Source organism: Afipia sp. OHSU_II-C1 (genome assembly GCF_000497575.1).
In the GTDB taxonomy this organism is placed as follows: domain Bacteria; phylum Pseudomonadota; class Alphaproteobacteria; order Rhizobiales; family Xanthobacteraceae; genus Afipia.
In genome coordinates, this window is the sequence record NZ_APJI01000010.1 from 145457 (window position 1) to 170293 (window position 24837).

General features: G+C 60.9%; 27 protein-coding genes. 13 read left to right on the forward strand and 14 right to left on the reverse strand.

Going from position 1 to position 24837, the window contains the following annotated elements:
* Positions 1 to 104: 104 nt before the first annotated feature.
* Positions 105 to 1133: a GNAT family N-acyltransferase gene (locus tag I554_RS0110230; protein ID WP_024576772.1), complete on the forward strand. Its 1029-nt coding sequence runs from the start codon at positions 105 to 107 to the stop codon at positions 1131 to 1133.
* A gap of 101 nt (positions 1134 to 1234) precedes the next feature.
* Here the strand turns inward: I554_RS0110230 and coaA are convergent, their stop codons facing one another.
* The 7 genes from coaA to hisB form a co-directional block, all read right to left on the reverse strand.
* Complete coding sequence (gene coaA, locus I554_RS0110235; RefSeq protein WP_024576773.1) at positions 1235 to 2191, reverse strand: type I pantothenate kinase; 957 nt, start codon at positions 2189 to 2191, stop codon at positions 1235 to 1237.
* 54 nt (positions 2192 to 2245) lie between these two features.
* A complete protein-coding gene (locus I554_RS0110240) occupies positions 2246 to 2569 on the reverse strand; it encodes a phosphoribosyl-ATP diphosphatase (RefSeq protein WP_024576774.1) in 324 nt (107 codons plus the stop codon).
* A 99-nt stretch (positions 2570 to 2668) separates the two neighbouring features.
* Positions 2669 to 3433 carry an imidazole glycerol phosphate synthase subunit HisF gene (gene hisF, locus I554_RS0110245; protein ID WP_006023320.1) on the reverse strand — a complete coding sequence of 255 codons (765 nt, stop codon included), beginning with the start codon at positions 3431 to 3433 and terminating at the stop codon, positions 2669 to 2671.
* Between the two features lie 12 nt (positions 3434 to 3445).
* On the reverse strand, positions 3446 to 4186 hold the full coding sequence (hisA, locus tag I554_RS0110250) for a 1-(5-phosphoribosyl)-5-[(5-phosphoribosylamino)methylideneamino]imidazole-4-carboxamide isomerase (RefSeq protein WP_024576775.1): 741 nt from the start codon (positions 4184 to 4186) through the stop codon (positions 3446 to 3448).
* A complete protein-coding gene (hisH, locus tag I554_RS0110255; RefSeq protein ID WP_024576776.1) occupies positions 4183 to 4833 on the reverse strand; it encodes an imidazole glycerol phosphate synthase subunit HisH in 651 nt (216 codons plus the stop codon). Before hisH ends, hisA begins: the two co-directional genes overlap by 4 nt.
* Positions 4830 to 5330, reverse strand: coding sequence for a DUF2628 domain-containing protein (locus I554_RS0110260; RefSeq protein WP_024576777.1), 501 nt, complete (start codon positions 5328 to 5330; stop codon positions 4830 to 4832). The genes hisH and I554_RS0110260 overlap by 4 nt, the downstream gene beginning before the upstream one ends.
* 106 nt (positions 5331 to 5436) lie before the next feature.
* Positions 5437 to 6030, reverse strand: a complete 594-nt coding sequence (gene hisB / locus I554_RS0110265) for an imidazoleglycerol-phosphate dehydratase HisB (RefSeq protein ID WP_024576778.1) — start codon at positions 6028 to 6030, stop codon at positions 5437 to 5439.
* A 182-nt stretch (positions 6031 to 6212) separates the two neighbouring features.
* On the opposite strand from hisB, the gene hslV reads away from it, so the two are divergent.
* The 3 genes from hslV to hslU are packed head-to-tail and all read left to right on the forward strand — an operon-like array spanning position 6213 to position 8722.
* Positions 6213 to 6764 (forward strand): ATP-dependent protease subunit HslV, encoded by a 552-nt coding sequence (gene hslV / locus I554_RS0110270; RefSeq protein WP_024576779.1) that lies wholly within the window; start codon positions 6213 to 6215, stop codon positions 6762 to 6764.
* A complete protein-coding gene (locus I554_RS0110275) occupies positions 6761 to 7372 on the forward strand; it encodes a DUF2585 domain-containing protein (RefSeq protein WP_024576780.1) in 612 nt (203 codons plus the stop codon). The genes hslV and I554_RS0110275 overlap by 4 nt, the downstream gene beginning before the upstream one ends.
* Positions 7373 to 7420: 48 nt before the next feature.
* Positions 7421 to 8722, forward strand: a complete 1302-nt coding sequence (gene hslU, locus I554_RS0110280; protein WP_024576781.1) for an ATP-dependent protease ATPase subunit HslU — start codon at positions 7421 to 7423, stop codon at positions 8720 to 8722.
* A gap of 5 nt (positions 8723 to 8727) precedes the next feature.
* Here the strand turns inward: hslU and I554_RS0110285 are convergent, their stop codons facing one another.
* From I554_RS0110285 to I554_RS0110295, 3 genes are read right to left on the reverse strand one after another with little or no spacing between them, the layout of a single operon-like run.
* On the reverse strand, positions 8728 to 9312 hold the full coding sequence (locus tag I554_RS0110285; RefSeq protein WP_024576782.1) for a Smr/MutS family protein: 585 nt from the start codon (positions 9310 to 9312) through the stop codon (positions 8728 to 8730).
* A complete protein-coding gene (locus I554_RS0110290) occupies positions 9309 to 11015 on the reverse strand; it encodes an MltA domain-containing protein (RefSeq protein ID WP_024576783.1) in 1707 nt (568 codons plus the stop codon). Before I554_RS0110290 ends, I554_RS0110285 begins: the two co-directional genes overlap by 4 nt.
* Positions 10993 to 11691, reverse strand: a complete 699-nt coding sequence (locus I554_RS0110295) for a Tim44/TimA family putative adaptor protein (protein ID WP_024576784.1) — start codon at positions 11689 to 11691, stop codon at positions 10993 to 10995. Before I554_RS0110295 ends, I554_RS0110290 begins: the two co-directional genes overlap by 23 nt.
* 392 nt (positions 11692 to 12083) lie before the next feature.
* Here I554_RS0110295 and secB point away from each other — a divergent pair, with 392 nt between their 5' ends.
* Positions 12084 to 12569 (forward strand): protein-export chaperone SecB, encoded by a 486-nt coding sequence (gene secB / locus I554_RS0110300; protein ID WP_024576785.1) that lies wholly within the window; start codon positions 12084 to 12086, stop codon positions 12567 to 12569.
* A gap of 44 nt (positions 12570 to 12613) precedes the next feature.
* Here the strand turns inward: secB and dnaQ are convergent, their stop codons facing one another.
* From dnaQ to I554_RS0110320, 4 genes are read right to left on the reverse strand one after another with little or no spacing between them, the layout of a single operon-like run.
* Positions 12614 to 13309, reverse strand: coding sequence for a DNA polymerase III subunit epsilon (gene dnaQ / locus I554_RS0110305; RefSeq protein WP_024576786.1), 696 nt, complete (start codon positions 13307 to 13309; stop codon positions 12614 to 12616).
* Positions 13310 to 13341: 32 nt separating this feature from the next.
* Positions 13342 to 13941 (reverse strand): dephospho-CoA kinase, encoded by a 600-nt coding sequence (gene coaE / locus I554_RS0110310; protein ID WP_024576787.1) that lies wholly within the window; start codon positions 13939 to 13941, stop codon positions 13342 to 13344.
* A gap of 14 nt (positions 13942 to 13955) precedes the next feature.
* The gene (locus tag I554_RS0110315) at positions 13956 to 14564 is read right to left on the reverse strand and encodes a Maf family protein (protein WP_024576788.1); all 609 of its coding nucleotides are present in this window, start codon (positions 14562 to 14564) and stop codon (positions 13956 to 13958) included.
* Positions 14561 to 15403: a pyruvate, water dikinase regulatory protein gene (locus I554_RS0110320; protein ID WP_006023305.1), complete on the reverse strand. Its 843-nt coding sequence runs from the start codon at positions 15401 to 15403 to the stop codon at positions 14561 to 14563. The genes I554_RS0110315 and I554_RS0110320 overlap by 4 nt, the downstream gene beginning before the upstream one ends.
* 522 nt (positions 15404 to 15925) lie before the next feature.
* Here I554_RS0110320 and hemJ point away from each other — a divergent pair.
* The 8 genes from hemJ to I554_RS0110360 all read left to right on the forward strand — a co-directional run bounded on the left by hemJ (position 15926) and on the right by I554_RS0110360 (position 24809).
* Positions 15926 to 16348: a protoporphyrinogen oxidase HemJ gene (hemJ, locus tag I554_RS0110325; protein ID WP_024576789.1), complete on the forward strand. Its 423-nt coding sequence runs from the start codon at positions 15926 to 15928 to the stop codon at positions 16346 to 16348.
* Positions 16349 to 16622: 274 nt separating this feature from the next.
* Complete coding sequence (gene rho, locus I554_RS0110330) at positions 16623 to 17888, forward strand: transcription termination factor Rho (protein WP_024576790.1); 1266 nt, start codon at positions 16623 to 16625, stop codon at positions 17886 to 17888.
* 203 nt (positions 17889 to 18091) lie between these two features.
* Positions 18092 to 18763 (forward strand): GNAT family protein, encoded by a 672-nt coding sequence (locus tag I554_RS0110335; protein ID WP_196812816.1) that lies wholly within the window; start codon positions 18092 to 18094, stop codon positions 18761 to 18763.
* Positions 18764 to 18892: 129 nt separating this feature from the next.
* On the forward strand, positions 18893 to 20227 hold the full coding sequence (gene mnmE / locus I554_RS0110340; RefSeq protein WP_024576792.1) for a tRNA uridine-5-carboxymethylaminomethyl(34) synthesis GTPase MnmE: 1335 nt from the start codon (positions 18893 to 18895) through the stop codon (positions 20225 to 20227).
* 175 nt (positions 20228 to 20402) lie between these two features.
* Positions 20403 to 22271, forward strand: a complete 1869-nt coding sequence (gene mnmG, locus I554_RS0110345; RefSeq protein ID WP_024576793.1) for a tRNA uridine-5-carboxymethylaminomethyl(34) synthesis enzyme MnmG — start codon at positions 20403 to 20405, stop codon at positions 22269 to 22271.
* 8 nt (positions 22272 to 22279) lie between these two features.
* Positions 22280 to 22936 (forward strand): 16S rRNA (guanine(527)-N(7))-methyltransferase RsmG, encoded by a 657-nt coding sequence (gene rsmG / locus I554_RS0110350; RefSeq protein ID WP_024576794.1) that lies wholly within the window; start codon positions 22280 to 22282, stop codon positions 22934 to 22936.
* Positions 22937 to 22972: 36 nt separating this feature from the next.
* Positions 22973 to 23830, forward strand: a complete 858-nt coding sequence (locus I554_RS0110355) for a ParA family protein (protein WP_024576795.1) — start codon at positions 22973 to 22975, stop codon at positions 23828 to 23830.
* Between the two features lie 91 nt (positions 23831 to 23921).
* Positions 23922 to 24809 carry a ParB/RepB/Spo0J family partition protein gene (locus I554_RS0110360; RefSeq protein WP_024576796.1) on the forward strand — a complete coding sequence of 296 codons (888 nt, stop codon included), beginning with the start codon at positions 23922 to 23924 and terminating at the stop codon, positions 24807 to 24809.
* Positions 24810 to 24837: the final 28 nt, after the last annotated feature.

A 24837-nucleotide genomic window follows, 5' to 3' on the forward strand; every position in this document is an offset into this window, starting at 1 on the left:
ACCATCGCTGCGCGTTGCGGTGTCATAAATCCGTATCACGACCATGATTATTGATACCTCAGGGCTGCGCTTGACGAATCAATGCGCGCAGCCGCGAGGAAGCCATGAGCGGCAACAAACCGGCGCTGACGAAGCCGGATGCAAACTCTAAAACATTTCGACAGCAGGCCGTTCGAAGCCCGCTTGAAGTATTTCGCCAAAATCCGCTGGTGCAGATGCTCCGGCCCGCTCATGCAAAATCGGCCGCAACGACCGCCGCCACCTGGCTGATGCCAAACCTTCTGCACTCAAGCCTGCGCGGCGAGGCCGTGCCGGAGATGATACAACCCGCGCGCCTCGGCAAGATCGGCTCGCTGGAAGTCCGTCTTGCTCAATCCAAGAGCGACGTGAAGCGCGCGCAGAAGCTGCGCTACAAGGTGTTCTACAAGAACGGCTCCGCCATCGCCGACGCCGCGACCATGCTGGCACAGCGCGACAAGGATGCGTTCGACAAAATCTGCGATCACCTGCTGGTGGTGGATCATGCCGCCAAGCCGACAATGAGCGGCAAGCAGCCCGTGGTCGGCACCTATCGGCTGCTGCGCCAGGATGTCGCCGAAAAACACGGCGGTTTCTACACCGGTGACGAGTTCGACATTTCAGGTCTGATGCAGCGGCAGACAGGCTTGAAGTTCCTCGAGCTCGGCCGTTCCTGCGTATTGCCGCCCTATCGCACCAAGCGAACTGTTGAATTGCTGTGGCACGGCGTGTGGAGCTATGTGCGCCGGCATAATCTCGATGTGATGATCGGCTGCGCCAGCTTCGAGGGCACAGATCCCGACCGGCTCGCATTGCCGCTGTCGTTCCTGCACCACTTCGCAGCCGCGCCGGAAGGCTGGCGTGCCAGCGCTCATCCTTCGCGCCGGGTGGACATGAACCGTATCGCGAAAGAGAATATCGACACCAAGGCGGCGCTGCGGATGCTGCCGCCGCTGATCAAGGGTTATCTTCGGGTTGGCGCCTTCGTTGGCGATGGCGCCGTAGTCGACCACCAGTTTGGCACCACGGATGTACTGGTTGTCATGCCGGTGTCGGCGATCTCCGGCCGTTATCTCGATCACTTCGGCGCCGACGCAACGCGTCACGCGGCATGATCCATCTGACTGTCATTGCGAGCGCAGCGAAGCAATCCACTTTTGGGAGAAGCTGGATTGCTTCGTCGCTCCGCTCCTCGCAATGACGAAGAAAACTCTGCCTACAGCCGGCGCAACTGAACGTCCTCGATCACGTGGTCGCTGCCCTTCTTCAGGATCAGCGTCGCGCGTGGCCGGGTCGGCAGAATGTTCTCTTCCAGATTGACCAGGTTGATGGTGGTCCAGAGCTCAAGCGCCCGATCGGTCGCTTCCTTGTCGGACAGCTTGGCGTAGCGATTGAAGTAGGACCGCGGATCGCGGAACGCCGTGTCGCGCAGCGTGAGAAAGCGCTCGACATACCACTCGCGCAGGATCGGCTCCTCCGCGTCGATATAGACCGAGAAGTCGAAGAAGTCCGACACATACGGAACGGCCTTGCCGTCGCGCGGCAGACGTCCGGTTTGCAGCACGTTGACGCCTTCAACGATCAGGATGTCGGGCCGGTCGATTTCGACGCCTTCGTTGGGAATGACGTCGTAGGTGAGATGCGAGTAGACCGGCGCGCGGACCGGCCGGCGGCCGGCCTTGATGTCGGACAGGAAGCTGAGCAGCGCCGGAAGGTCGTAGCTTTCGGGAAAGCCCTTCTTCTGCATCAGGCCTTCGCGCTCCAGAATCTCGTTCGGAAACAGAAAGCCGTCGGTGGTGACAAGATCCACCTTGGGCCGCGGCGACCAGCGCGCCAGAAGCGCTTGCAGCACACGGGCCGTGGTCGACTTGCCCACCGCCACCGATCCGGCGACGCCAATAATGTAGGGCATCTTGCGATCTTCGATGCCGAGGAAATGTCGCTGCGCGACGAACAGGCGCTGGGCCGCCGCGACATAAAACGACAGCAGGCGCGACAGCGGCAGATAGATTTCCTCGACCTCCTTGATATCGAGGCGATCATGCATCGAGTGCATCCGCGCGATTTCCTCGGCGGTCAGCGTCATCGGCATGTCGTCGCGCAGGGCGGCCCACTGTGCGCGCGAGAAAACGCGGTAGGGATTGTACTGAACCTGGTCGGCTCTCACATCCATGAGCCATTCCCTCCTGCCCGGCACCCGCGTATCCCCGCGTCTGCCGGAATTGAACTAATCGCGCTTGCGCGCAGCTTTCTCTTCAAGGCCCGACATCTGAGTGCGCTGCGCCAGCGCGTCTTCGACATCGGCAAGACTGATGCCGCGCGACTTCAGCAGCACCAGAAGATGGAAGACGAGATCGGCGCTCTCGGCGATCAGATGATCGCGGTTGTTCTCAACGGCGGCGATCACGGTTTCCACCGCCTCCTCGCCCAGCTTCTTGGCGCAGTGATCCGCGCCCTTGTCCAGCAGCTTGCGGGTATAGGACGCATCTCCGCCCGACGCCGCGCGGGCATCGATGGTGGCTGCCAGATCGTGGATCGTAAAACGGCTCATAAAGCGCCTTCTATCACTTCCGTACCCCGGTAGGGAGCGCAAAGAATTGATCGGATTCAGGTATTTGGCATACGGCCAGTTGCCTTCCCATAACGAAGCTCATGGATCGAGCCGCATCGGCAATCCGGCGCGAACCATGTGGTCCTTCGCCTGGCGGATGGTGAACTCCCCGAAGTGGAAAATCGAAGCCGCCAGCACCGCGGTGGCGTGCCCCTCGCGGATGCCCGCCACCAGATGGTCGAGATTGCCGACGCCGCCGGAGGCGATCACCGGAACCTTGACGCTGTCGGCGATGGCGCGGGTCAGATTGATATCGAAACCCTGGCGGGTGCCGTCGCGGTCCATCGAGGTCAGCAGGATTTCTCCGGCGCCCAGCGAAACCACCTCCTGCGCGTATTCGATGGCGTCGATGCCGGTCGACTTGCGGCCGCCGTGGGTAAAAATCTCCCAGCGGTCGGAGCCGGTGCGCTTGGCGTCGATGGCGACAACGATGCACTGGTCGCCGAACTTCTCCGCGGCTTCCTTGACGAATTCACGCCGGGCAACCGCCGCCGAATTGATCGACACCTTGTCGGCGCCATACGTCAGGAGCGTGCGGATATCGTCCACGGTGCGCACGCCGCCGCCAACCGTCAGCGGCATGAAGCAGGCTTCCGCCGTCCGCCGCACCACATCGAGAATGGTGCCGCGGTTCTCGTGGGTCGCGGTGATGTCGAGAAAGCAAAGTTCGTCCGCGCCTGCTGCGTCATAGGCAATCGCAGCTTCGACCGGATCGCCCGCGTCACGCAGATCGACGAAGTTGACGCCCTTGACGACTCGGCCGTCTTTCACGTCGAGACAGGGAATTACGCGAACCTTGAACATCGTTGCCTGCCCTTAAGCCGCCGCCCGCGCGTTGCGGATCAGCGTCAATGCCTCGGCCGGATCGAGGCGGCCGTCGTACAGCGCGCGGCCGGAGATCGCGCCTTCCAGCTTTTTGGCGCGAGGCTCAAGCAGCGCCTTCACGTCAGCGATGGAGGCGAAACCGCCGGAGGCAATCACCGGAATTGAGATCGCGTCGGCCAGCGCGATTGTTGCGTCGAGGTTGAGACCCTTGAGCAGGCCGTCGCGCGCAATGTCAGTGAAGATGATCGCAGCGACACCGGCGTCCTCAAAGCGCTGCGCGATATCGAGTGCCGTTACAGTCGACGTCTCAGCCCAGCCTTCAACGGCGACCCTGCCGTCGCGCGCATCGAGACCCACCGCAACCCGGCCCGGAAATTCTTTCGCGGCCTCTTTCACCAGCGCGGGATCGCGCACCGCGGCGGTGCCGATGATAACCCGGCGAATGCCCTTGGCGAGCCACGCCTCGATGGTCGCGAGATCGCGAATGCCGCCGCCGAGCTGCACCGGAAATTTCACCACCTTGAGCATGGCTTCCACAGCCTGCGCGTTCATCGGCTTGCCGGCAAACGCGCCGTCGAGATCGACAACGTGAAGATATTCGAAACCCTGCGTCTCGAAGGTTTTGGCCTGCGCGGCGGGATCGAGGTTGAACACGGTCGCGCGCGCCATGTCGCCCTGCTCGAGGCGCACGCACTCACCGTTCTTGAGATCGATCGCGGGAAAAAGAATCACGGTTTCCACTTCAGAAAATTTGAGATCAGGGCGAGACCAAAACGCTGGCTCTTCTCGGGGTGAAACTGCGTGCCGATCGCGGTGTCCCTGGCGACGATCGCCGTCACTGGCCCGCCGTAGTCGGCGCGCGCGACAACGTCGGCCTTATTCGCCGCATTCAGGTGATAGGAGTGCACGAAATAGGCATGGCGGCCTTTGTCGCCAAGCGGCAGCCGCTCCAGCACCGGATGCTCACGCACCAGATCGAGCGTGTTCCAGCCCATGTGCGGAATTTTCAGATCTTCCTCGCGCGGCGTGATCTTCACCACGTCGCCGGCAATCCAGTCGAGTCCCGGCGTTGTGACGTATTCCTTGCCCTGGGTCGCCATCAACTGCATGCCGACACAGATGCCGAAGAACGGCCGTGCCTTGTCGCGCACGGCCTCGGTCATCGCGTCGACCATGCCATTCAATCCATCGAGACCTTTACGGCAATCGGCGAAGGCGCCGACGCCGGGTAAGACAATGCGATCTGCACGGAACACCGTGTCGGGATCGCGGGTCACGACAATCTTCGCCGGCTGCTCCATGCTGCGCGCCGCACGCTCGAAAGCCTTTGCCGCCGAGTGCAGATTGCCAGAGCCGTAATCGATGATGGCAACGCTCAACGCGACGCTCCGGATTCAGGAAACAAGCCGATAATGCCTTGCGGCTGCGAAATGGATGCGCGTGGCAGCGGAGGCGGAGACGACGCTCCAGTGCGCTCACTGCCTTGCGCGGCCTTTGCATTCCAGCGCTCGAAGAAGCGGCGCTCGGCATCTTCCTCAGAGTCCGCCACGACAACGTCGAGCTGACGCCATTTGCGGCCCGACAGCTTCCAGCGGCGCAGCGATCCGGCCTCAAGACCGACCAGCAATGCGATGACAGCCATCACCAGCAAACGCGCGCCCGATCCGACGCCGGCAGCCGACATTGCGATTTCAGCCACGATCATCAGCGCGATGTAGCCGAGCAGCGCCAGCCACAGCCGGTGCCAGATCAGCCAGAAGATCGCAGCGACGAAAGCCCAGACATAAAACCCGTCGCGCACGAACACGAGCTTTTCCGGCGCCGTGCGGACATCGACGCCGTAGCTCGCCGGAGCGTGAACCGTATAAACCGCCATGATCGTTCTCCGGAACCTCGTTCGGCACGATCCGGCAAAGATCGTGCGTCACTCACTGGTCCAAAAGTGAAGTCCAGCGCATGACCGGCATGCGCTTCCGCTCAAATCAGCCGCCCAGCGTGCCCTTGGTGGAGGGAATTTCGCCCGCGGCACGCGGATCGATGGCAACCGCTGCGCGGAGCGCGCGCGCCAGACCCTTGAAGCACGACTCGGCGATATGATGGTTGTTCTCGCCGTAGAGCGTCTCGACATGCAGCGTTATGCCGGCGTTGATCGCAAAGGCATTAAACCATTCGCGCACCAGTTCGGTGTCGAACTCGCCGATCTTGTCACGCGGGAACTCGGCCTTGAACACCAGCACCGGTCGTCCCGAAATGTCGATCACGACACGCGACAGGGTCTCGTCCATCGGCATGTGAATGCTGGCGTAGCGGGTGATGCCCTTCATATCGCCGAGCGCCTGCTTCACAGCCTGCCCGAGCGCGATGCCGACATCTTCCGTGGTGTGGTGGTAATCGACATGGAGATCACCGTCGGCCTGCACGGTGATGTCGATGCGCGAATGGCGCGCCAGGAGATCCAGCATATGATCAAAGAATCCGATGCCGGTCGCGACATTGGATATGCCGGTCCCGTCCAGATTGACCGACACCATGATGTCGGTTTCCTTGGTTTTGCGCTTGATGGTAGCCGTGCGCATGAAAAGTGCTCTCCAGAAGCCGGAAGTCGCGCCCTTTTAACAGGCACATGACGCCTTCGCTACTGCGGGATGACGCGATTTTTGCCTGAGTTTTCAGATATGGTGACCGGAATTCGCCGCCCGGCGGGTCGATTGCAACCGGCGGCGCCAGTGCCTAGATGAGGGCCCTCAACGAGGTTTTTATGCAGGCATCACAAGCTGAAATCTGGCACGGCACGACGATTCTCACAGTCCGCAAGGGCGGCAAGGTGGTCATTGGCGGCGATGGGCAGGTCTCCATCGGCCAGACCGTCATCAAATCCAACGCCAAGAAGGTCCGAAAGCTCGGCAAGGGCGACGTCATCGGCGGCTTCGCCGGGGCCACTGCGGACGCCTTCACGCTGTTCGAGCGGCTCGAGGCCAAGCTGGAGCAGTATCCGGGCCAGCTCACCCGTGCGGCGGTCGAACTGGCGAAGGACTGGCGCACGGACCGTTATCTGCGGCGCCTTGAGGCCATGATGATCGTGGCCGACAAGGAGGTTTCGCTGGTGCTGACCGGAACCGGCGACGTGCTCGAGCCGGAGCACGGCGTGATGGCGATCGGCTCCGGCGGCAACTATGCCCTCGCCGCGGCACGCGCGCTGGCCGATTCCAACCAGGACGCCGAGACCATCGTGCGCCGCTCGCTGGATATCGCGGCCGATATCTGCGTCTACACCAACCGCAACGTCACCATCGAAACGCTGACCACATGAGCGCGGCATCGGACCAGGCAGCCTTGTCTGCAAGGTCGGGGCTGTCGCCGCGCCAGGGATTCATCATCGCAGCCGCGCTGCTCGCGCTTCAGGCCGCGATCCTCTATGCCATGGGGCGCGTGCCGATCTGCACCTGCGGATATGTCAAGCTCTGGCATGGCGTGGTGCTCAGCTCGGAAAACTCGCAGCACATCGCCGACTGGTACACGTTCTCGCATATCATCCATGGCTTCCTGTTCTATGGCCTGACATGGCTGGCGTTACCTCGCGTGTCGTGGATCGCGCGTCTTCTGATTGCGATGCTGATCGAGGGCGGCTGGGAACTCCTGGAAAATTCGCCGCTCATCATCGAGCGCTATCGCGCCGGCACCATCTCGCTGGATTATTACGGCGACAGCATCGTCAACTCGATATCCGACACGCTGGCGATGATCGCGGGCTTCATTGCCGCGCGGAAACTGCCGGTGATTGCGACGGTAATCATCGCCATTGTGTTCGAGATCGCCGTCGGTCTTCACATCCGCGACAACCTGACGCTGAACATCATCATGCTGATCCATCCGTTCGATGCGATACGGCAATGGCAAGGCGGGCCGCCGATTATCTAGTGATCCGCCACGCTTGCGATCCATCTTCTTCAACAATAGCTAAGAGCCATGACAGACTTCTCTCCCCGCGAAATCGTTTCCGAACTCGACCGCTTCATCGTCGGACAGGGCGACGCCAAGCGCGCGGTGTCCATCGCGCTGCGCAACCGCTGGCGGCGTCAGCAACTCACCGGTTCATTGCGCGAAGAGGTGCTGCCGAAGAACATTCTGATGATCGGGCCGACCGGCGTCGGCAAGACCGAGATCGCGCGGCGGCTCGCACGGCTGGCGAATGCTCCGTTCATCAAGGTGGAGGCCACGAAGTTTACCGAAGTCGGCTATGTCGGCCGCGATGTCGAGCAGATTGTGCGCGACCTTGTCGAAGTCGGCATCTTGCAAACCCGCGAACGCAAGCGGAAGGACGTGCAGGCGCGCGCGCAGCAAGCCGCCGAAGAGCGCGTGCTCGACGCGCTCGTCGGACCCAATGCAGGCGCATCGACGCGGGATTCATTCCGCAGAAAACTTCGCGCCGGTGAGCTGAACGACAAGGAAATCGAAATCGAGACCCAGTCGTCCGGCGGCGCGCCGATGTTCGAGATTCCCGGCATGCCGGGCGCACAGGTCGGCGCGATCTCGATCGGCGACATCTTCGGCAAGATGGGCGGCCGCACCAAAACGCGCCGGCTCAGCGTCGCGGATTCACACGAAATTCTTGTCAACGAGGAAAGCGACAAGCTGCTCGATAACGAACAGGTGGTGCAGGAATCCATCCAAGCCGTCGAGAACAACGGCATCGTGTTCCTCGACGAGATAGACAAGATCTGCGTCCGCGATGGCGTACGCGCCGGCGATGTCTCCCGCGAAGGCGTGCAGCGCGACCTGCTGCCCCTGATCGAAGGCACCACCGTGTCCACCAAGCACGGCGCGGTGAAGACCGATCATATCCTGTTCATTGCGTCGGGAGCCTTCCACATCGCCAAACCGTCGGATCTGCTGCCAGAGTTGCAGGGCCGCCTGCCGATCCGCGTCGAGTTGCAGGCGCTGACCCGTGACGATATGCGGCGCATTCTCACCGAGCCCGAAGCGTCGCTGCTCAAGCAGTATGTCGCGCTGATGCAGACCGAAGGCGTGACCCTCGACATCACCGACGATGCGATCGACGCGCTTGCCGATATCGCCGTCGCGGTGAACTCAACCATCGAGAACATCGGTGCGCGGCGTTTGCAGACGGTCATGGAGCGCGTGCTCGACGAGACATCGTTCCACGCTCCGGACATGAACGGTCAGACCATCACGATCAACGCCGATTACGTGAAAAAGCATATCGGCGATCTGGCCAAGAACACCGATCTCAGCCGGTTTATTCTGTAGGCGATCTACCGCGCCCGGCGGACCCGCACATAAAGTGCGCCCTCGCCGCCGTGGCCGATGTGCGCTTCCTCAAAGCCGATTACGAAGCTGCGGAATTCCGGCAGCCCAAGCCAGTGCGGGACCTGACGACGGAGCACGCCGCGCTCCGACTCCGGTCCCACCGTGCGGCCCTTGCCGGTGATGATCAGAACGAAGGCCATGCCATTCTCGTGCGCGTGATGCAGGAAGCTCAACAGCACACGATGCGCTTTGGTCTGCGTCATGCCGTGCAGATCAAGCCGCGCGTCGATCTCCTTCCGGCCGCGTGAAAGCTGCGAGCGCTCACGCCGTCCCAATGGCGCAAGCGGCGGCGGCGCTGGCGGAGCGGCCGGAATCTTTCGATGCATCGCTGGCGATTTCGGTGCCGGTGCCAGCTTCGGAGCGACCGGTGATTCGTCCAGCGCTTCTGCGGAAACCTTCAGCGAACGCGGTCTCTTGCGCAGCGGCTTCGCCTGCTTCGCCACGCTTTCCCATAGTTCGACTTCTTCGCGGCTGAGCGCGCGCTTTCGTCGGGACACAGGCGGTGGATCGAGATTGCGCGGACGTTTCATTGGCGATGACGAGTGCGCCGGTAGTGCCGCTTGCGGCGCGGCTGTTCAGGTTTCACGGTTGCGGTTGATGCCACATCGGGCGCAGCTTTCGGACGCGCCTCCGGCAGCGGCACGGCTTGTGCAACTGGCGCGGTTACGGCGGGTGCTGCCGGTGCGACGGCTGGCGTCTGGGCTGCCGCGGGCTGATCCTTGGACTGGCTTTTGGGTGATTCCTTTGATTGCGCTTTGGGCTGCTCTTTCGGCACGTCCTTGGCTGTTTCTTTTGGAGCTTCTTTCACAACTTCTTTCGGCGTCTCCTTGACCGGCTCCTTTGCGGGTTCCTTGGACAGATCTTTTTGCGGAAACAGCTTTGCGATCGTGGCTGAAGGCCGGTCTTCCGGCAGCGGCATGGTCTTGCCGCGCGGCACCGGATCGAGACTGTTCGGCAGCAGCATGACGAAGCGCGCAGGATTTTTCAGGCGACCTGCGACGCGGCCTGCATCGGCGCCCGCACCGAAGTATATGTCCGCGCGTGCCGGACCGATGATCGCCGATCCGGTGTCCTGCGCGATCATCAACCGTCGGAACGGCGTGTTCGATGTGTCTGACTCAATAGGCAGGTTGCCTTCGATAAAGAATGGCGTGCCATAAACGTGCAGCGACTTGTCGACAGCGATCGAGCGTCCCGCCGTCAGAGGCACGCCCTGCGCGCCGACCGCCTCGTCATCCGCCCCGAGCTTCACCTCGCGAAAGAACACATAAGAGCGATTCTGCCGGCGCAGTTCTTTCGCGGCATCCGGGCTCTGCTCCATGTATTCCCTGATCTTCTGCATCGACATCTGATCTTTGGGAATGATGTTGCGTTCGATCAGGATTCGGCCGACGGGCATATAGGGAAAGCCGTTATGTGCATCGTAATTGATGCGCACGAGCGAGCCATCCTCGAGTTTGATTCGTGCCGAGCCTTGAATCTGGATGAACAGCAAATCGGTCTGGCTCCTGAGCCACACAACTTCGAGTCCCCGTCCCGCGATCGCACCGTCTTCAATCTCGGCGCGGTCGTAATACGGCACCAGCTTGCGGCGCCCGATCTTGCGGAACACCTGACCCTTGTTCGGCATGCTGGAATTGGCCTGCGAGTATCCGCGCACGAACAGGTTCGACGGCCGGCGATAGACCGGCACGTTGTACACATCGGTCTGGACCCGCGAGCCGTCGACGATCGGCTCGTAATAGCCGGTGACAAAACCGGCATCCTCACCGATCCGCGAAATCAGCAACGGCGTGAAATTCTTCTCGAAGAATTCGCGTGCCTTGGCGCTCTCGGAAATATCCTCGGCCCTGGCGGCGATGCACGGATCGCGTAGCGACGTGCCGATCGCCTTGCTTTCCGCAAGCGGACCTTTCTGCGCAGCGATTGGCTTGCAGCTTGCGCGAAACGTCTTGAAGGCGGGGAGCGGATCGTCGTCGGTCCAACCGGCGACCTCGCTCCATTTCAGCGGCGCGTACTGAGCGCCGGGAAATTCCAGCGGCCAGACAACCGGTCGACGCCTTTGATGTTCATGATGTTCGTGGGAGGTATGGCGGCTCGCTCTCGCCTGGGCGTCCGCGATGACAAGGCCGGCGACACAAAGTCCGGCCGCTCCCGCTTTCAGCCACGCGCCACAACGCCCGGCTCGTGCACCGGGCGCAGCAACGTCGTTACTGTCCGCTTTCCGTCCCAACCAGCTTCCAGTTCGGATCGCGCGACGCGATGTCACGGGCGAATGTCCAGACATCTGTGACATCGGTGAGCTTTTCCGCATTGCCATCGACGACGGTGCCGGCCTTGTCGCGCGTGACCGAAATCATCTGGGAGACAAACCGGACGGTGATCTGGGCGGACCGATCGCGCGTTTCCGCGTTGACGATCTCCGCCTTGTCGATCGAAGCGAACCGGGTCTCGACCTTTTCGCCGCGCTGCTCGCGTTCCTTGATCGCAGCCTCGAAACCTTCATAGACCTCAGACGACAGCAGATCCTTCAGCGTGCGCCGATCGCCATTGGCGAACGCGAGCACGATCATCTCATACGCGCTCTTGGCGCCGCTGATGAAATGCTGCGCGTCGAAGGACGGATCGGAAACGGCGATCTGATCGAGACCGCGCGCGAGCGCCGAACCGGATTCGGCAATTCCCTTCCACCGGTCAACCACGACCGCAGGTTCGGCCGATGGCGCCAGCGGAGCCTGATCGATGGTTTTGCCGGGCAACGGCACGACATTGTCGGACATGCGCGCATTGCCCCGCGCCGGCAGGTCGAACGGCGGACGTTCGTCACCGGTGCGCTGTCCCAATACGTTGCGCAGCCGCAGGAAGATGAAGACGGCCAGAGCCAGAAAAATGATAGTGTAAATATCCACGTCGCATTCACTTTCTGATCGGTGCTTCACGCAACCCGAAAAAAACCCGGATGGGCCAACCACGAATTTGCCTGTCACATGTAGGCACGAAACCCGATCCAGCCAACACCGCCATATGCCGCGCTTTGAAGTGCCCAAAAGACAGGGTTTGGGGCATTCACGGCGCCTGTTTCGCTTAATTCTACCCGATCCAGCGGTCAGAGCCAGCCGAAACGCAACAGAATGAGGCCTATCGTCCTTGTCGAATGAGGCAAGGCTATGATAGCCACTCGCCCCAACAAAGGCCTGTCCGAAGCGGACGTTCCCGCCGCCAAGGCCTTTTTCGCAGGCAGTTCCCGGACCGGATTGCTCCCTGGGCGATTCAGTTTCCACATTCTCGGAGAGATCTATCCATGACCAACGGCAACGGTGCACCTTCCGAGAACGCGGCCCCGCCCCAGTTCAACGTCCTGGCGCAGTACATCAAGGACTTCTCGTTCGAGAATCCGAACTCTCCGGCTTCGCTGGCGGCCCAGGACAAGCAGCCCACCATCAACATTCAGATCAATGTCACCGCGAACGCGGTTGCCGAGCACGACTTTGAGGTCGCGCTGTCGATCGAGGGCAAGGCCGAGAACGACAATCTTGTGCTGTTCGCTTTCGAGCTGATCTATGCCGGCGTGTTCCGCATTCAGAACGTTCCGCAGGACAGCATGCATCCGTTTATCATGATCGAATGCCCGAGGCTGCTGTTCCCGTTCGCCCGGGAAATCATTGCGACGTCGGTGCGCTCCGGCGGCTTCCCGCCGCTGATGCTCGACCCGGTGGATTTCGTCGGCCTCTATCGCCAGAACATGGCGCGCCAGGCGGAGCAGCAACAGCAGGTCAAGCCGAGCTAAGACTTGAACCGGGCTAAGGCTCAGCGGCGGACGTTCGCGCCGCTTTAGGATTCCTTGGAAAATTCGTTCCAGACCGGCGTGCCGCCCAGGGTCGCGACAAAGGCTGTGTGCGCGGCTACATCCGCTTCGGTAATGCGCGGTGCAAGCGGCACCTCGCGCTGCCGCCGCGGTGCATCCGTCTGTCCCGTGCTGAACGACTGACGCGTCTCCGACAGAATAAGCTGCGACTGCCGCGCGCCGATCAGATCGATGTAGACTTCCGCCAGCAGTTCCGCGTCGAGCAACGCGCCGTGCTTGGTGCGGCGGGAATTATCGATGGCGTAGCGCGAACACAGGTCGTCGAGCCGGTTCGACACACCGGGGTGCTTGCGGCGCGCCAATGTCAGCGTGTCGACCAGACGGTCGCGCGGAATCCCCGCCCGTGAAACCTTGGTCAGTTCCGCATTGATAAAGCCGATATCGAACGACGCATTGTGAATGACCAGCGGCGCGTCCCCGATGAAGGTCAGGAAATCATCAGCCACCGCCGCGAACAACGGCTTGTCGGCGAGAAACTCGCTCGACAGCCCATGCACCGCGAAGGCTTCCTGCGGCATGTCACGCTCGGGATTAAGATAGACGTGAAACGTCTGCCCTGTGGGCATGCGGTTGATCATCTCGACACAGCCGATCTCGACCAACCGATCGCCGCGCAGCGGATCGAGGCCTGTGGTTTCGGTATCGAGAACGATTTCGCGCATGAGAATGTGAGAATGCCGGTTGGTTTAGCGAATCAGCTTCGCCGTCTCGGCATTTTAACGACTTCGCGGAGAATTTCTCCGATCTGCTGCCGCACCGGGTCCAGACCATGGGATGTGTCCACCACAAAATCCGCCCGTTTGCGTTTTTCGGCATCGGGAAGCTGGCGCGCCAGAATGGCATCCAGCTTTTCGGGAGTCATGTTGTCCCGCGCCAGAATGCGTTCGCGCTGGATCTCCGGCGCGGTGGTGACAACCACCACCGCATCGACGCGGTTCTCGCCGCCGGTCTCATACAACAACGGCACATCGAGCACCGCCACCGGCGCACCGGACTTTTCCGCATCGCTGAGGAATTTGAGCTGATGACTGCGCAGCATCGGATGCACGATGGTCTCGAGCTTCTTCATGGCATCGGCGTTGTTCACAACCATGGCCGACAGTTTTTGCCGGTCCACCTTGCCGTTCACCGTACTCCCCGGAAACGCCGCTTCCACCGCCGGCGCAGCCTCGCCCTCATAGACCTTATGCACCGTGGCGTCGGCGTCATAGACCGGCACGCCCGCCTCCTCGAACAGCTTCGCGGTGGTGGATTTCCCCATCCCGATCGAACCGGTCAAACCCAGCAGCAGCATCGTCACTTCTTTCATCAAACAGCCAGCAGGTTGCGGCTGCGCAGGAAACCAAGCAACGGCAGCAGCGGCAATCCCAGAATCGTAAAATGGTCGCCCTCGATGCGCTCGAACAGGTGCACGCCGGTGCGTTCCAACTGGTAGGCGCCGACACTTGCGGTGACCGCGTCGCCAGCCTCATCGATATAAGCGGTAATCTCACGCTCAGTCAGAGCCCGCATCGTCATGCGCGCCACGCTGACATGGGAAAACAGCAGCGCACCGTCTTTTGTCACGCTGACCGCGCTGTGCAATTCGTGGGTCTGTCCGGACAGCGTTGCGATCTGCGCCGAAGCCGCGGCGCGATTTGCGGGCTTGCTGAAAAGCCGTTCGCCCAGCGCCAGCGTCTGATCCGCCCCGACCACATACCGGCCCGGATGCCTGAGAGAAATAAACTTTGCCTTCTCACCGGCAAGCAGCGCCGCGATCTCACCCGGATTTTTCAGACCTGATTTGTCCTGGATGGCACGTTCGTCAATGTCAGCCGGGATGGTCTCAACGGCGATACCTGCATTCGCAAGCAGGCTTTTTCTCACAGCACTCTGCGATGCCAGAATCAACGGTTGCCGTTCACGCCAGACAGTCACGTTTGCGATGCCTTCTGGCGCTGGCGATCGGCAAAGAGCTTCATGATGGCCGCGGCGGTTTCCTCGATGGAGCGCCGTGTCACATCGAGAAGCGCCCAGTCGAACTTCGCGCTGAGTTTCCGGGCAAACGCAACCTCCTCGGTCACGGCCTGACGATCGATATAGGTATCGTCGCCAGTCTTGCCGATGCCGAGCAGGCGATTTTGCCGCACCTGTATCAATCGCTCCGGCGTCGCATGAAGGCTGACCACAAGCGGATTCTTCAGCGTTTCAAGCTGATGCGGGATTGGAATTCCCGGCACCAGCGGAACATTGGCCGTGCGAACGCCGCGGTTGGCAAGGTAGATCGATGTCGGAGTCTTCGATGTGCGGGAGACGCCGACAAGAACCACATCGGCCTCCTCCAGCCCTTCGACGTGCTGGCCGTCGTCATGCATCATCGTGTAGTTCAGCGCGTCGATCCGCTTGAAATACTCGGCGTTGAGGGTGTGCTGTGCACCGACCCGGCGCGAGGTTTCGGTGCCGAGATAGGCCTGAAACAACTGCATCACTGGACCGATGATCGACAAGCTCGGAATATTGATTTCCTGGCATTTGGCTTCCAGCCGCTCGACCAGATCCTTTTCCAGCAACGTGAACAGCACGATTCCGGGCGCTTCCTCGATTTCGGCTAGCACGCGATCAAGCTGCTTCTGACTGCGGACCAGGGGATAGACATGCTCCACCGGCGAGACGTTGGAGTACTGCGCAGCCACCGCACGCGCGACGGTGATCAGCGTTTCACCGGTCGAATCGGAAATCATGTGGAGGTGAAAATAACTGCCGGTGGTAGGCGCCATGGCGTGTCGAATCCGTTTCCGCTCAATCCGGCGACTGTGAATCGCTGTGAATCCCTGTGGGCATATTGGCCTCGCTCTGGCGCCCGTCGGCACCAGCCGGGATAACCCGCCTATTCATTCACAGCGCTGATTTCGGGATGAAATCTAACCTTCACTTCGATGGTAGCGGGGTTGTGTGGATTTGTCTTGGGATAATGGCGGGCCAACAGCAGGCAAATACTTGAAACCATCGGCGTATTTTCCACGGCTCTCATAGAGACCAGCAGCGGGTACAAACCGGCGGCTTGTGGACGAACACTGGATAAACACTGGAGAGAAATGCGCGAGCGCTAATCACGGCTACACTTAATCAAACTTAAGAATCTAAAAGGATTCTTTAAGGAAGTGGTGCTTGCGGACAGACCCCTTCTCGCGTCATCTACCGATGCTGCTCAACCCACCGGGCAGAAATTGGTTCCTGCATATCGAAACTGGAAAGACCGGTTTCGATGCAGGAATAAGCTCAGCAGAGAAGAAGACGCGATGTACGAATGGATCAAGGCGCTGCATGTGATCGCCGTGATTTCCTGGATGGCAGGCATGCTCTATCTGCCGCGTCTGTTTGTTTATCACTGCGAAGCTGAAATCGGATCGAAACAGTCCGAGACATTCAAGGTGATGGAACGGCGATTGCTGCGGGCGATCATCGATCCAGCGATGATCGTGACCTGGCTGGCCGGTTTATGGCTGGTCTGGCAGGGTGGCTGGTATGTTTCAGGCTGGTTTCACGCAAAATTCCTGCTGGTGCTGATCCTGTCGGGCGTTCATGGATTTTTCGCGGCCCGGGTGCGGGACTTCGCCAATGATCGAAATACCCGAAGTCAGAAATTATATCGTATTATCAATGAGATACCAACGGTTCTCATGATCGGAATCGTTGTTTTGGTGATCGTGAAACCGTTTTAGGCAATTCGCTGTCTTCTCATTCGCCAATGACCGTCTTGCGAAGACCCGGACGATTTTCTATATTCTTGTCATCCCACCGAACGCAGGCGGATGTGGTTGAGTCCCGGTCTCATTGTTGGACCGGCCGCTACATCAGGTTCGAAGCCTCCCGGCACCTTCCTCGCTCAAGACCTGCGGACTTCTGATCGCGTTTATAGTCCGTATGTCGTCAGCAGACTGAACCTTTCGCTTCCCTCCCCTCTCTTTTCTTCACATGCTCCACAGGACAACCCCAATGCGGGAAATCAAACTACAGGACCTCAAAACCAAAACACCGGCGGAGCTTGTCTCGTTCGCTGAAGAGCTTGGGGTCGAAAATGCCAGCACCATGCGCAAGCAGGAGCTGATGTTCGCCATTCTCAAGCAGCTTGCGATCCAGGAAACCGATATCATCGGTGAAGGCGTCGTCGAGGTTCTCTCCGACGGCTTCGGATTCTTGCGCTCATGGGACGCCAACTACCTGCCCGGCCCCGATGACATTTATGTCTCGCCATCGCAGATCCGCCGTTTCGGGCTTCGCACCGGCGACACCATCGAAGGCCATATCCGCAGCCCGAAGGAAGGCGAACGCTACTTCGCGCTGCTCAAGGTCAACACGCTGAACTTCGAGGACCCCGAGAAGTCCAAGCACAAGGTCAACTTCGATAACCTGACGCCGCTGTTTCCGGACGAGCGTTTCCGTCTCGAACTTGATGACCCGACCCGCAAGGATCTTTCGGCCCGCGTCATCGACATCGTGGCTCCGATCGGCAAGGGCCAACGCGCGCTGATCGTCGCGCCTCCCCGCACCGGCAAGACGGTGCTGATGCAGAACATCGCCCACTCAATCACAGCCAATCATCCGGAATGCTACCTGATCGTTCTTCTGATCGACGAGCGTCCGGAAGAAGTCACCGACATGCAGCGTTCGGTGAAGGGCGAGGTTGTGTCGTCGACCTTCGACGAACCGGCGGTGCGTCACGTGCAGGTCGCCGAGATGGTGATCGAGAAGGCCAAGCGTCTGGTCGAACATGGCCGCGATGTTGTCATTCTGCTCGACTCCATCACCCGCCTCGGCCGCGCCTATAACACCGTGGTGCCGTCATCCGGCAAGGTGCTGACCGGTGGTGTCGACGCAAATGCACTGCAGCGTCCCAAACGTTTCTTCGGCGCCGCGCGGAATATCGAGGAAGGCGGTTCGCTCACCATCATCGCGACGGCGCTTGTCGATACCGGCAGTCGCATGGACGAAGTGATTTTCGAAGAGTTCAAGGGTACCGGTAACTCCGAACTCATTCTTGACCGCAAGGTTTCGGACAAGCGCACCTTCCCGGCGATCGACATCTCGCGCTCCGGTACGCGCAAGGAAGAGCTCATCACCGATCCGCAGCTGCTCAAGAAGATGTACGTCCTTCGCCGCATCCTCAATCCGATGGGCACCATGGACGCGATCGACTTCCTGCTCGACAAGCTCCGCAACACCAAGAACAATGCCGAGTTCTTCGACTCGATGAATACCTAAGAACTTCTGACCGCCAGCAGCTGTCAGCTTGTTTACGACGCCCGGCCCATCAGTGCGAAGCATGCCTTCGTATCGATGTGCCGGGCATTTGCATTTTCGGCCTACCACGTCAGGATGATTGCGCTGCTCGCATCGGCACAAGCTGCGCCAGCAAGGGAGGTTGTGTCTTGTCGTCAAATCCCAGTCTTCCGCTCGGCGCTGCCCTGCCCGGCTGGACGCGCCGTGCGTCGCCGCAACCGGTCACGATCGATGGCCGCACCTGCCGTATCGAACCGCTCGATGTGGCGTGTCACGGTGACGATCTGCTCGCGGCATTCAGAGACACCGATGAAGCATCGTGGGTGTATCTGTTCATCGGTCCCTTTGCGGATGACGCCGGCATTCTGACCTGGCTGACCGAAGCTGCGAACAGCAAGGATTACATTTACAGCGCCATCATCGACCGCGCGTCGGGACGCGCCGGCGGTGTTTGTGCGTTCATGCGGCCTGATCCTGCCAACGGCGTCGTGGAAATCGGCAGCATCCACTACGCCGACACACTCAAGCGCACATCGGTGACCACCGAGGCGATGTATCTTTTGATGCGCTATGTATTCGATGAGCTCGGCTACCGGCGTTACGAATGGAAGTGTAACTCATTCAACGCGCCGTCGCGCCGCGCTGCGCTGCGGCTCGGATTTCGCTTTGAGGGAATTTTCCGCAATCACCTGGTGGTCAAGGGCCACAACCGGGACACCGCCTGGTTTTCGATTCTCGACAGCGAGTGGCCGGCGCTGAAAGGCGCTTATGAGAAATGGCTGGCGCCGGAGAATTTCGACCTGGAGGGCAAGCAGCGCATGTCGCTCTCCGATATGATCACCGCAGCCCGCGGATGATTCGCATTGTGCGCCGCAACAATAAAAATATTGCAGCCAATGTTGCGGCATATTGCGACGCAGCAATTGTAAAATCATAGCCTCCTGGGAATTTTCGTTGCCTGCCGAACGGGTGTCCGACAAATAGGCATGCATTCCGCTGACCAGACCATCTTCGCCCTGTCGTCCGGCCGTGCCCCGTCGGCGATAGCCATCATCCGCGTGTCTGGCCCGCAGGCGAGGGCGGCGGTCGAGCGGCTGTGCCGGAAACTGCCGACACCCCGCGTGGCGCATCTTGCGACTTTGCGAGACCTCGACGGCAGCGCCATCGACGAATCGGTGGTGCTCTGGTTTCCAGGTCCGGGCAGCGCGACCGGCGAAGACGTCGCGGAATTTCATGTCCATGGTGGACGCGCCGTCATTGCGGCGATGTTCGATGCGCTTGGCTCCATCGATGGCTTGCGTCCGGCAGAGCCAGGCGAATTCACACGGCGCGCTTTTGAAAACGGCAAACTCGATCTCACCGAAGCCGAAGGTCTTGATGATCTGATTCATGCCGACACCGATCGTCAGCGCCGTCAGGCCTTGCGGCACCTGAAAGGTTTGCTTGGCGCGAAGGCGGAGAGTTGGCGGCAGCAGATCATCGAAGCGTCGGCACTGATCGAAGCGGGAATCGATTTCTCGGACGAGGGCGATGTATCGGCTGAGCTTGTCGCGCCGGCTTTGAAGAAAATCGCGGCGCTTAAATCCGAAATCGAAGAAACGCTTGCGGCATCGGCACAAAGTGAACGTCTGCGCGAAGGTCTCACAGTTGCAATCGCCGGTCCGCCGAACGCCGGCAAATCGACGCTGCTCAATCGTCTTGCGCGGCGCGAAGCTGCAATCGTTTCTCCACATGCCGGCACCACGCGCGATGTGATCGAGGTTCATCTCGATCTCGACGGCTATCCGGTGACGCTGATCGACACCGCGGGCGTCCGTGACACTCAGGATCCGGTCGAGCAGGAAGGTGTGCGCCGCGCGCGCGCCCGCGCCCGCACATCAGATCTGGTTCTGTGGCTTGTCGATGCCAACGATAAGATGGCGCCGTTGCCGCAGAACGAAGACGGTCACGCGCCGGTCTGGATCGTGCGCAACAAGGTCGATCTGATCGGCGGCAAAGGCGAGGGCCGGGCTGGGGCGCAGTTCGATATTTCCGCTGCGCAGGGCGACGGCGTCCCCGAGTTGATCGCGGCGCTGGTGGCCTACGCCCAGGATTACTTCGGGGCGGGCGAAATGGCTTTGGTCAGCCGCGCCCGGCACCGGACATTGCTGCGCGAGACTGTGGAGGCACTGGACCGGGCAGGGCGCTCGGCCGGAAAGGGCGACGAGCTTCTGGCGGAAGAGCTACGAATCGCGATTCATTCATTGGGCCGTTTGACCGGACGGGTGGATGTCGAGGACATCTTGGATGTGATCTTCCGGGAGTTCTGTATTGGCAAGTAGGCCATTGGCCGACCGGGGTTCCAGGTCGGCCACTGGGCCTGTTTCACGTGAAACAGGCGGAACCCTTTCACTGTTTCACGTGAAACACCCGTTCGAACCCCCTATGTTTCACGTGAAACATCTCTGATTGATTTCCGTCTTTCAGCTTTCGCACCAAAGCGATAGAAGTCTGCTCATGCAGACATTCGACGTCATTGTGATCGGTGGAGGCCACGCCGGCTGTGAGGCTGCGGCGGCATCCGCGCGCGCGGGCGCCCAAACCGCGCTTGTAACCCATCAGTTCGCGACGATTGGCGCGATGTCCTGCAATCCTGCCATCGGAGGCCTTGGAAAGGGCCATCTGGTCCGGGAAATCGACGCCTTGGATGGCCTGATGGGTCGCATGGCTGATCAGGGTGGCATCCAGTTCCGGGTTCTGAATCGCCGGAAAGGACCCGCGGTGCGTGGTCCCCGGGCCCAGATCGACCGTAAGCTTTATGCAGCGGCCATGCAGGCGGAAATCCGGGGTACGCCCAACCTGACTGTGATTGAGGGCGAAGCCGACGAGCTTTTGCTGTCCGAGGGTCGAATCTCCGGGATTCGTCTGGGCGATGGCCGGGAATTTGCCGTTGGCGCGGTGGTCGTGACCACCGGGACCTTCCTGCGGGGTCTGATCCATCTCGGTGAGAGGAACTGGCCCGCCGGACGGGTCGGCGAAGCGCCGGCGATGGGTCTTTCCAAATCCTTTGAGCGAGCCGGATTTATTCTGGGCCGTCTCAAGACCGGAACGCCGCCGCGGCTCGACGGATCGACGATCAACTGGTCGGCGGTGGAAATGCAGCCCGGAGACGATCCGATCGAGCCGTTTTCGGTGCTGACCGACCGGATCATGACCCCGCAGATCGAATGCGGGATCACCCGGACCACCAATGCGACCCATGAGATCATCCGGGCCAATGTCCATCGCTCACCGATGTATTCCGGCCAGATCAAGAGCTCCGGGCCCCGCTACTGCCCCTCCATCGAGGACAAGATCGTCCGGTTCGGCGATCGCGACGGCCACCAGATCTTCCTGGAGCCGGAAGGGCTGGACGACACCACGGTTTATCCCAACGGCATCTCGACCTCGCTGCCGGAAGAGGTCCAGCAGGCAATTCTGGCGACCATTCCGGGCCTCGAGCACGTGAAAATGGTCCGGCCGGGCTATGCCATCGAATACGATCATGTCGATCCACGTGAACTCGATCCAACCCTCCAGACCAAGCGCGTGCCGGGCCTGTTCTTGGCCGGACAGATCAACGGCACCACCGGCTATGAAGAAGCCGGTGCGCAGGGGCTGGTGGCTGGATTGAACGGCGCCTTACTGGCCGGTGGCGGCAAGCCGGTCATGTTCGATCGGGCTGACGGCTATCTCGGCGTGATGATCGACGACCTGACCTCGCGCGGGATCACCGAGCCGTACCGGATGTTTACCTCCCGGGCCGAGTACCGTCTGACTCTCCGGGCCGACAATGCCGATCAGCGCCTGACCGACCGCGGCATTGCCCTGGGATGCGTCGGCAGCAAACGGGCAGGGCGTCACGCTGCCAAGATCGCCGAACTTAACACCGCGAAATCATTGGCGAAATCCCTTTCGGTGACCCCGAACGAAGCCGCAAAACACGGTCTCACGCTCAATCATGATGGCCAGCGCCGGACCGCATTCGAGCTGCTGGCTTACCCGGAGGTTGAGTGGACCACCGTTACGTCGATCTGGCCGCAACTCAATAGCATCGACCCGAAGATTGCCGTCCATCTTGAGATCGACGCCAAGTATGATGTCTATCTGGCCCGGCAGGCTGCTGACGTGCAGGCATTTCGCCGCGACGAAGGTCTGGTTCTGGCGGATATCGATTACAGCGCCGTTCCAGGACTCTCGAACGAAGCGCGGCAGAAGCTCGAGAAGGTTCGGCCTCGGACCATCGGGCAGGCGGGCCGGATCGAAGCCATGACTCCGGCAGCGCTGGCAATTCTCGCGGCCTATCTGCGCCGCGAGGCTCGCCGATCATCCGCCGCCTCGGCCTGAGGCATCCCATGCCCAAGGCGGCCCCGATTTCCATCCCGGCTTCGGACAAGACGGCGGCCTTGGCGCTGACGCCTGTTTCACGTGAAACAGAGGCGCGGCTCGATCGCTATGTCGGTTTGCTTGTGGCGTGGCAGGCCAAGACCAATCTCATTGCACCATCGACGTTGCCGCAGCTCTGGACCCGGCACATTTCCGATTCACTCCAGCTTCTGGATCTCGCCCCGTCAGCGCGACGCTGGCTTGATTTCGGCAGCGGCGGCGGTTTTCCCGGAGTGGTCCTGGCCTGCGCGATGGCGGAGCACGAGGGCGCGTCTGTCCAGCTTGTCGAGCGCATCGCCAAGAAAGCGGCGTTCCTGCGCGAGGCACTGCGGGTCACCGGCGCGGCCGGCTCAGTTATCCTCGCCGACATCGGGGATTATGTGGATAGCTCGCAGACGCCGATAGATTGCGTCACAGCGCGTGCGGTCGCTCCACTACATATGTTGCTGGGCTATGCAGAACCCCTTGTGAGGCGAGGCGCGAAAGCACTCTTTCTAAAGGGACAAGATGTAGAGTCTGAATTGACGGAAGCTACTAAATACTGGAATATCGAGCCCATTTTGCATCCCAGCCGCACAGGCGGACACGGCTGGATCGTCGAGCTCAACAAGATCGAGCGGCGATAACCGTCCGGCAGTAACAGGTACAAGGCGGCCAGGCACATGGTTGGCATCGACGGAATTTTTGAAGGCGAGAACGGCACGGCGACGGGCGAACGGGGGCACCCCCGCATCCTGGCGCTGGCCAACCAGAAGGGCGGCGTCGGCAAGACCACGACCGCCATCAATCTCGGGACGGCGCTGGCCGCCATTGGCGAGCGGGTGCTGATCGTCGATCTCGATCCGCAGGGCAACGCCTCGACCGGTCTCGGCATCGACCGCCGCAACCGCAGCTGCTCGACCTACGACGTGCTGGTCGGCGAAGCCAAGCTGCGCGAGGCGATTATTCCGACTGCGGTGCCTCGCCTGCACATCGCGGCTTCGACCATGGATCTTTCGGGTCTTGAGCTTGAGCTCGGCACCACACGCGACCGCGCGTTCCGTCTGCGCGACGCCATTGCCGAGCTCAACGTCAATGTCGCGCCGGACACCGACTACACCTATGTGCTGGTCGATTGTCCGCCGTCACTCAACCTCATCACCGTCAATGCGATGGCGGCATCGCACGCCATCCTCGTTCCGTTGCAATGTGAGTTCTTCGCGCTTGAAGGTCTGTCGCAGTTGCTGCAGACGGTGGAGCAGGTGCGCTCGACGCTCAATCCGACGCTGTCGATCCACGGCATCGTGCTGACGATGTTCGACTCGCGCAACAACCTGTCGAACCAGGTCGTTGCCGATGTGCGCCAGTTCATGGGCAAGAAAGTTTACGACACCATGATCCCGCGCAACGTGCGCATCTCGGAAGCACCGTCCTACGGCAAGCCGGTTCTGGTCTACGATCTCAAGTGTGTCGGCAGCGAAGCGTATCTGAAACTCGCGACGGAAGTCATCCAGCGCGAGCGTGAGTTGCGCGCGCACTGATCCTGCGACGTTAAAGCTTGCGGCGATGATGCTCGCCGCTGTGAAAATTTGTGAAGCAGGAGTGCGTGAGTTGAGTGCGAGGGAAGCGGCAATGGCCGAAGAGCGTTCGCGACTGGGTCGCGGTCTTGCAAGTCTGATTGGCGATGTCGGCGGCGAGGCGGCGCATGTTGATCGTCCCGCGCGCACGCCGCGCCGCGTTCCCATCGAATTTCTCAAAGCCAACCCGCGCAATCCGCGGCGGACTTTTTCCGACGAAGAACTCAACGAGCTGTCGGCGTCGATCAAGCAGCATGGCGTGATTCAGCCGATCGTGGTGCGGCCGGTGAGGGGCGCGCAGGATCGTTTCGAAATCATCGCCGGCGAACGGCGCTGGCGTGCGTCGCAGCGCGCGGGTCTGCACGATGTGCCGATTGTCACCGTTGAGGTGAACGACAGCGATGCGCTCGAGATTGCGATCATCGAGAACGTGCAGCGCTCCGACCTGAACGCGATGGAAGAGGCGCAGGGCTATCACGCGCTCGCCGCGGAATTCAAACGCAGCCAGGAAGACATCGCCAAGATCGTCGGCAAGAGCCGCAGCCATGTCGCGAACATGATGCGGCTGACCAAGCTGCCCGATCAGGTTCAGGCCTACATCGCGGAAGGCAAATTGTCGGCCGGTCATGCGCGCGCGCTGATCGGCGTGCCTGACGCGGCAGCCGCGGCGAAGCGGATTGTCGAGGAAGGTCTGAACGTGCGTCAGACCGAAGCGCTGGCGCATGAAGAAGGCGTGCCGGAGCGCGGCGCCCAGAAGGCGCGCGGTGGCGGTTCTGCCAAAGTAAAAGATCCCGACACCATTGCGCTCGAAAAGCGGGTCAGCGATGTGCTCGGCCTGAAGGTCAGCGTGGATCACCGCAATCCCGGCGGCACGGTGCAGATCAAGTACACAGATCTCGATCAGCTCGACGAGATTTTGCGGCGGCTGGAAGCAGGCAAGTAAGCCAGAAAGAGATCGCCGCTCTATCTTC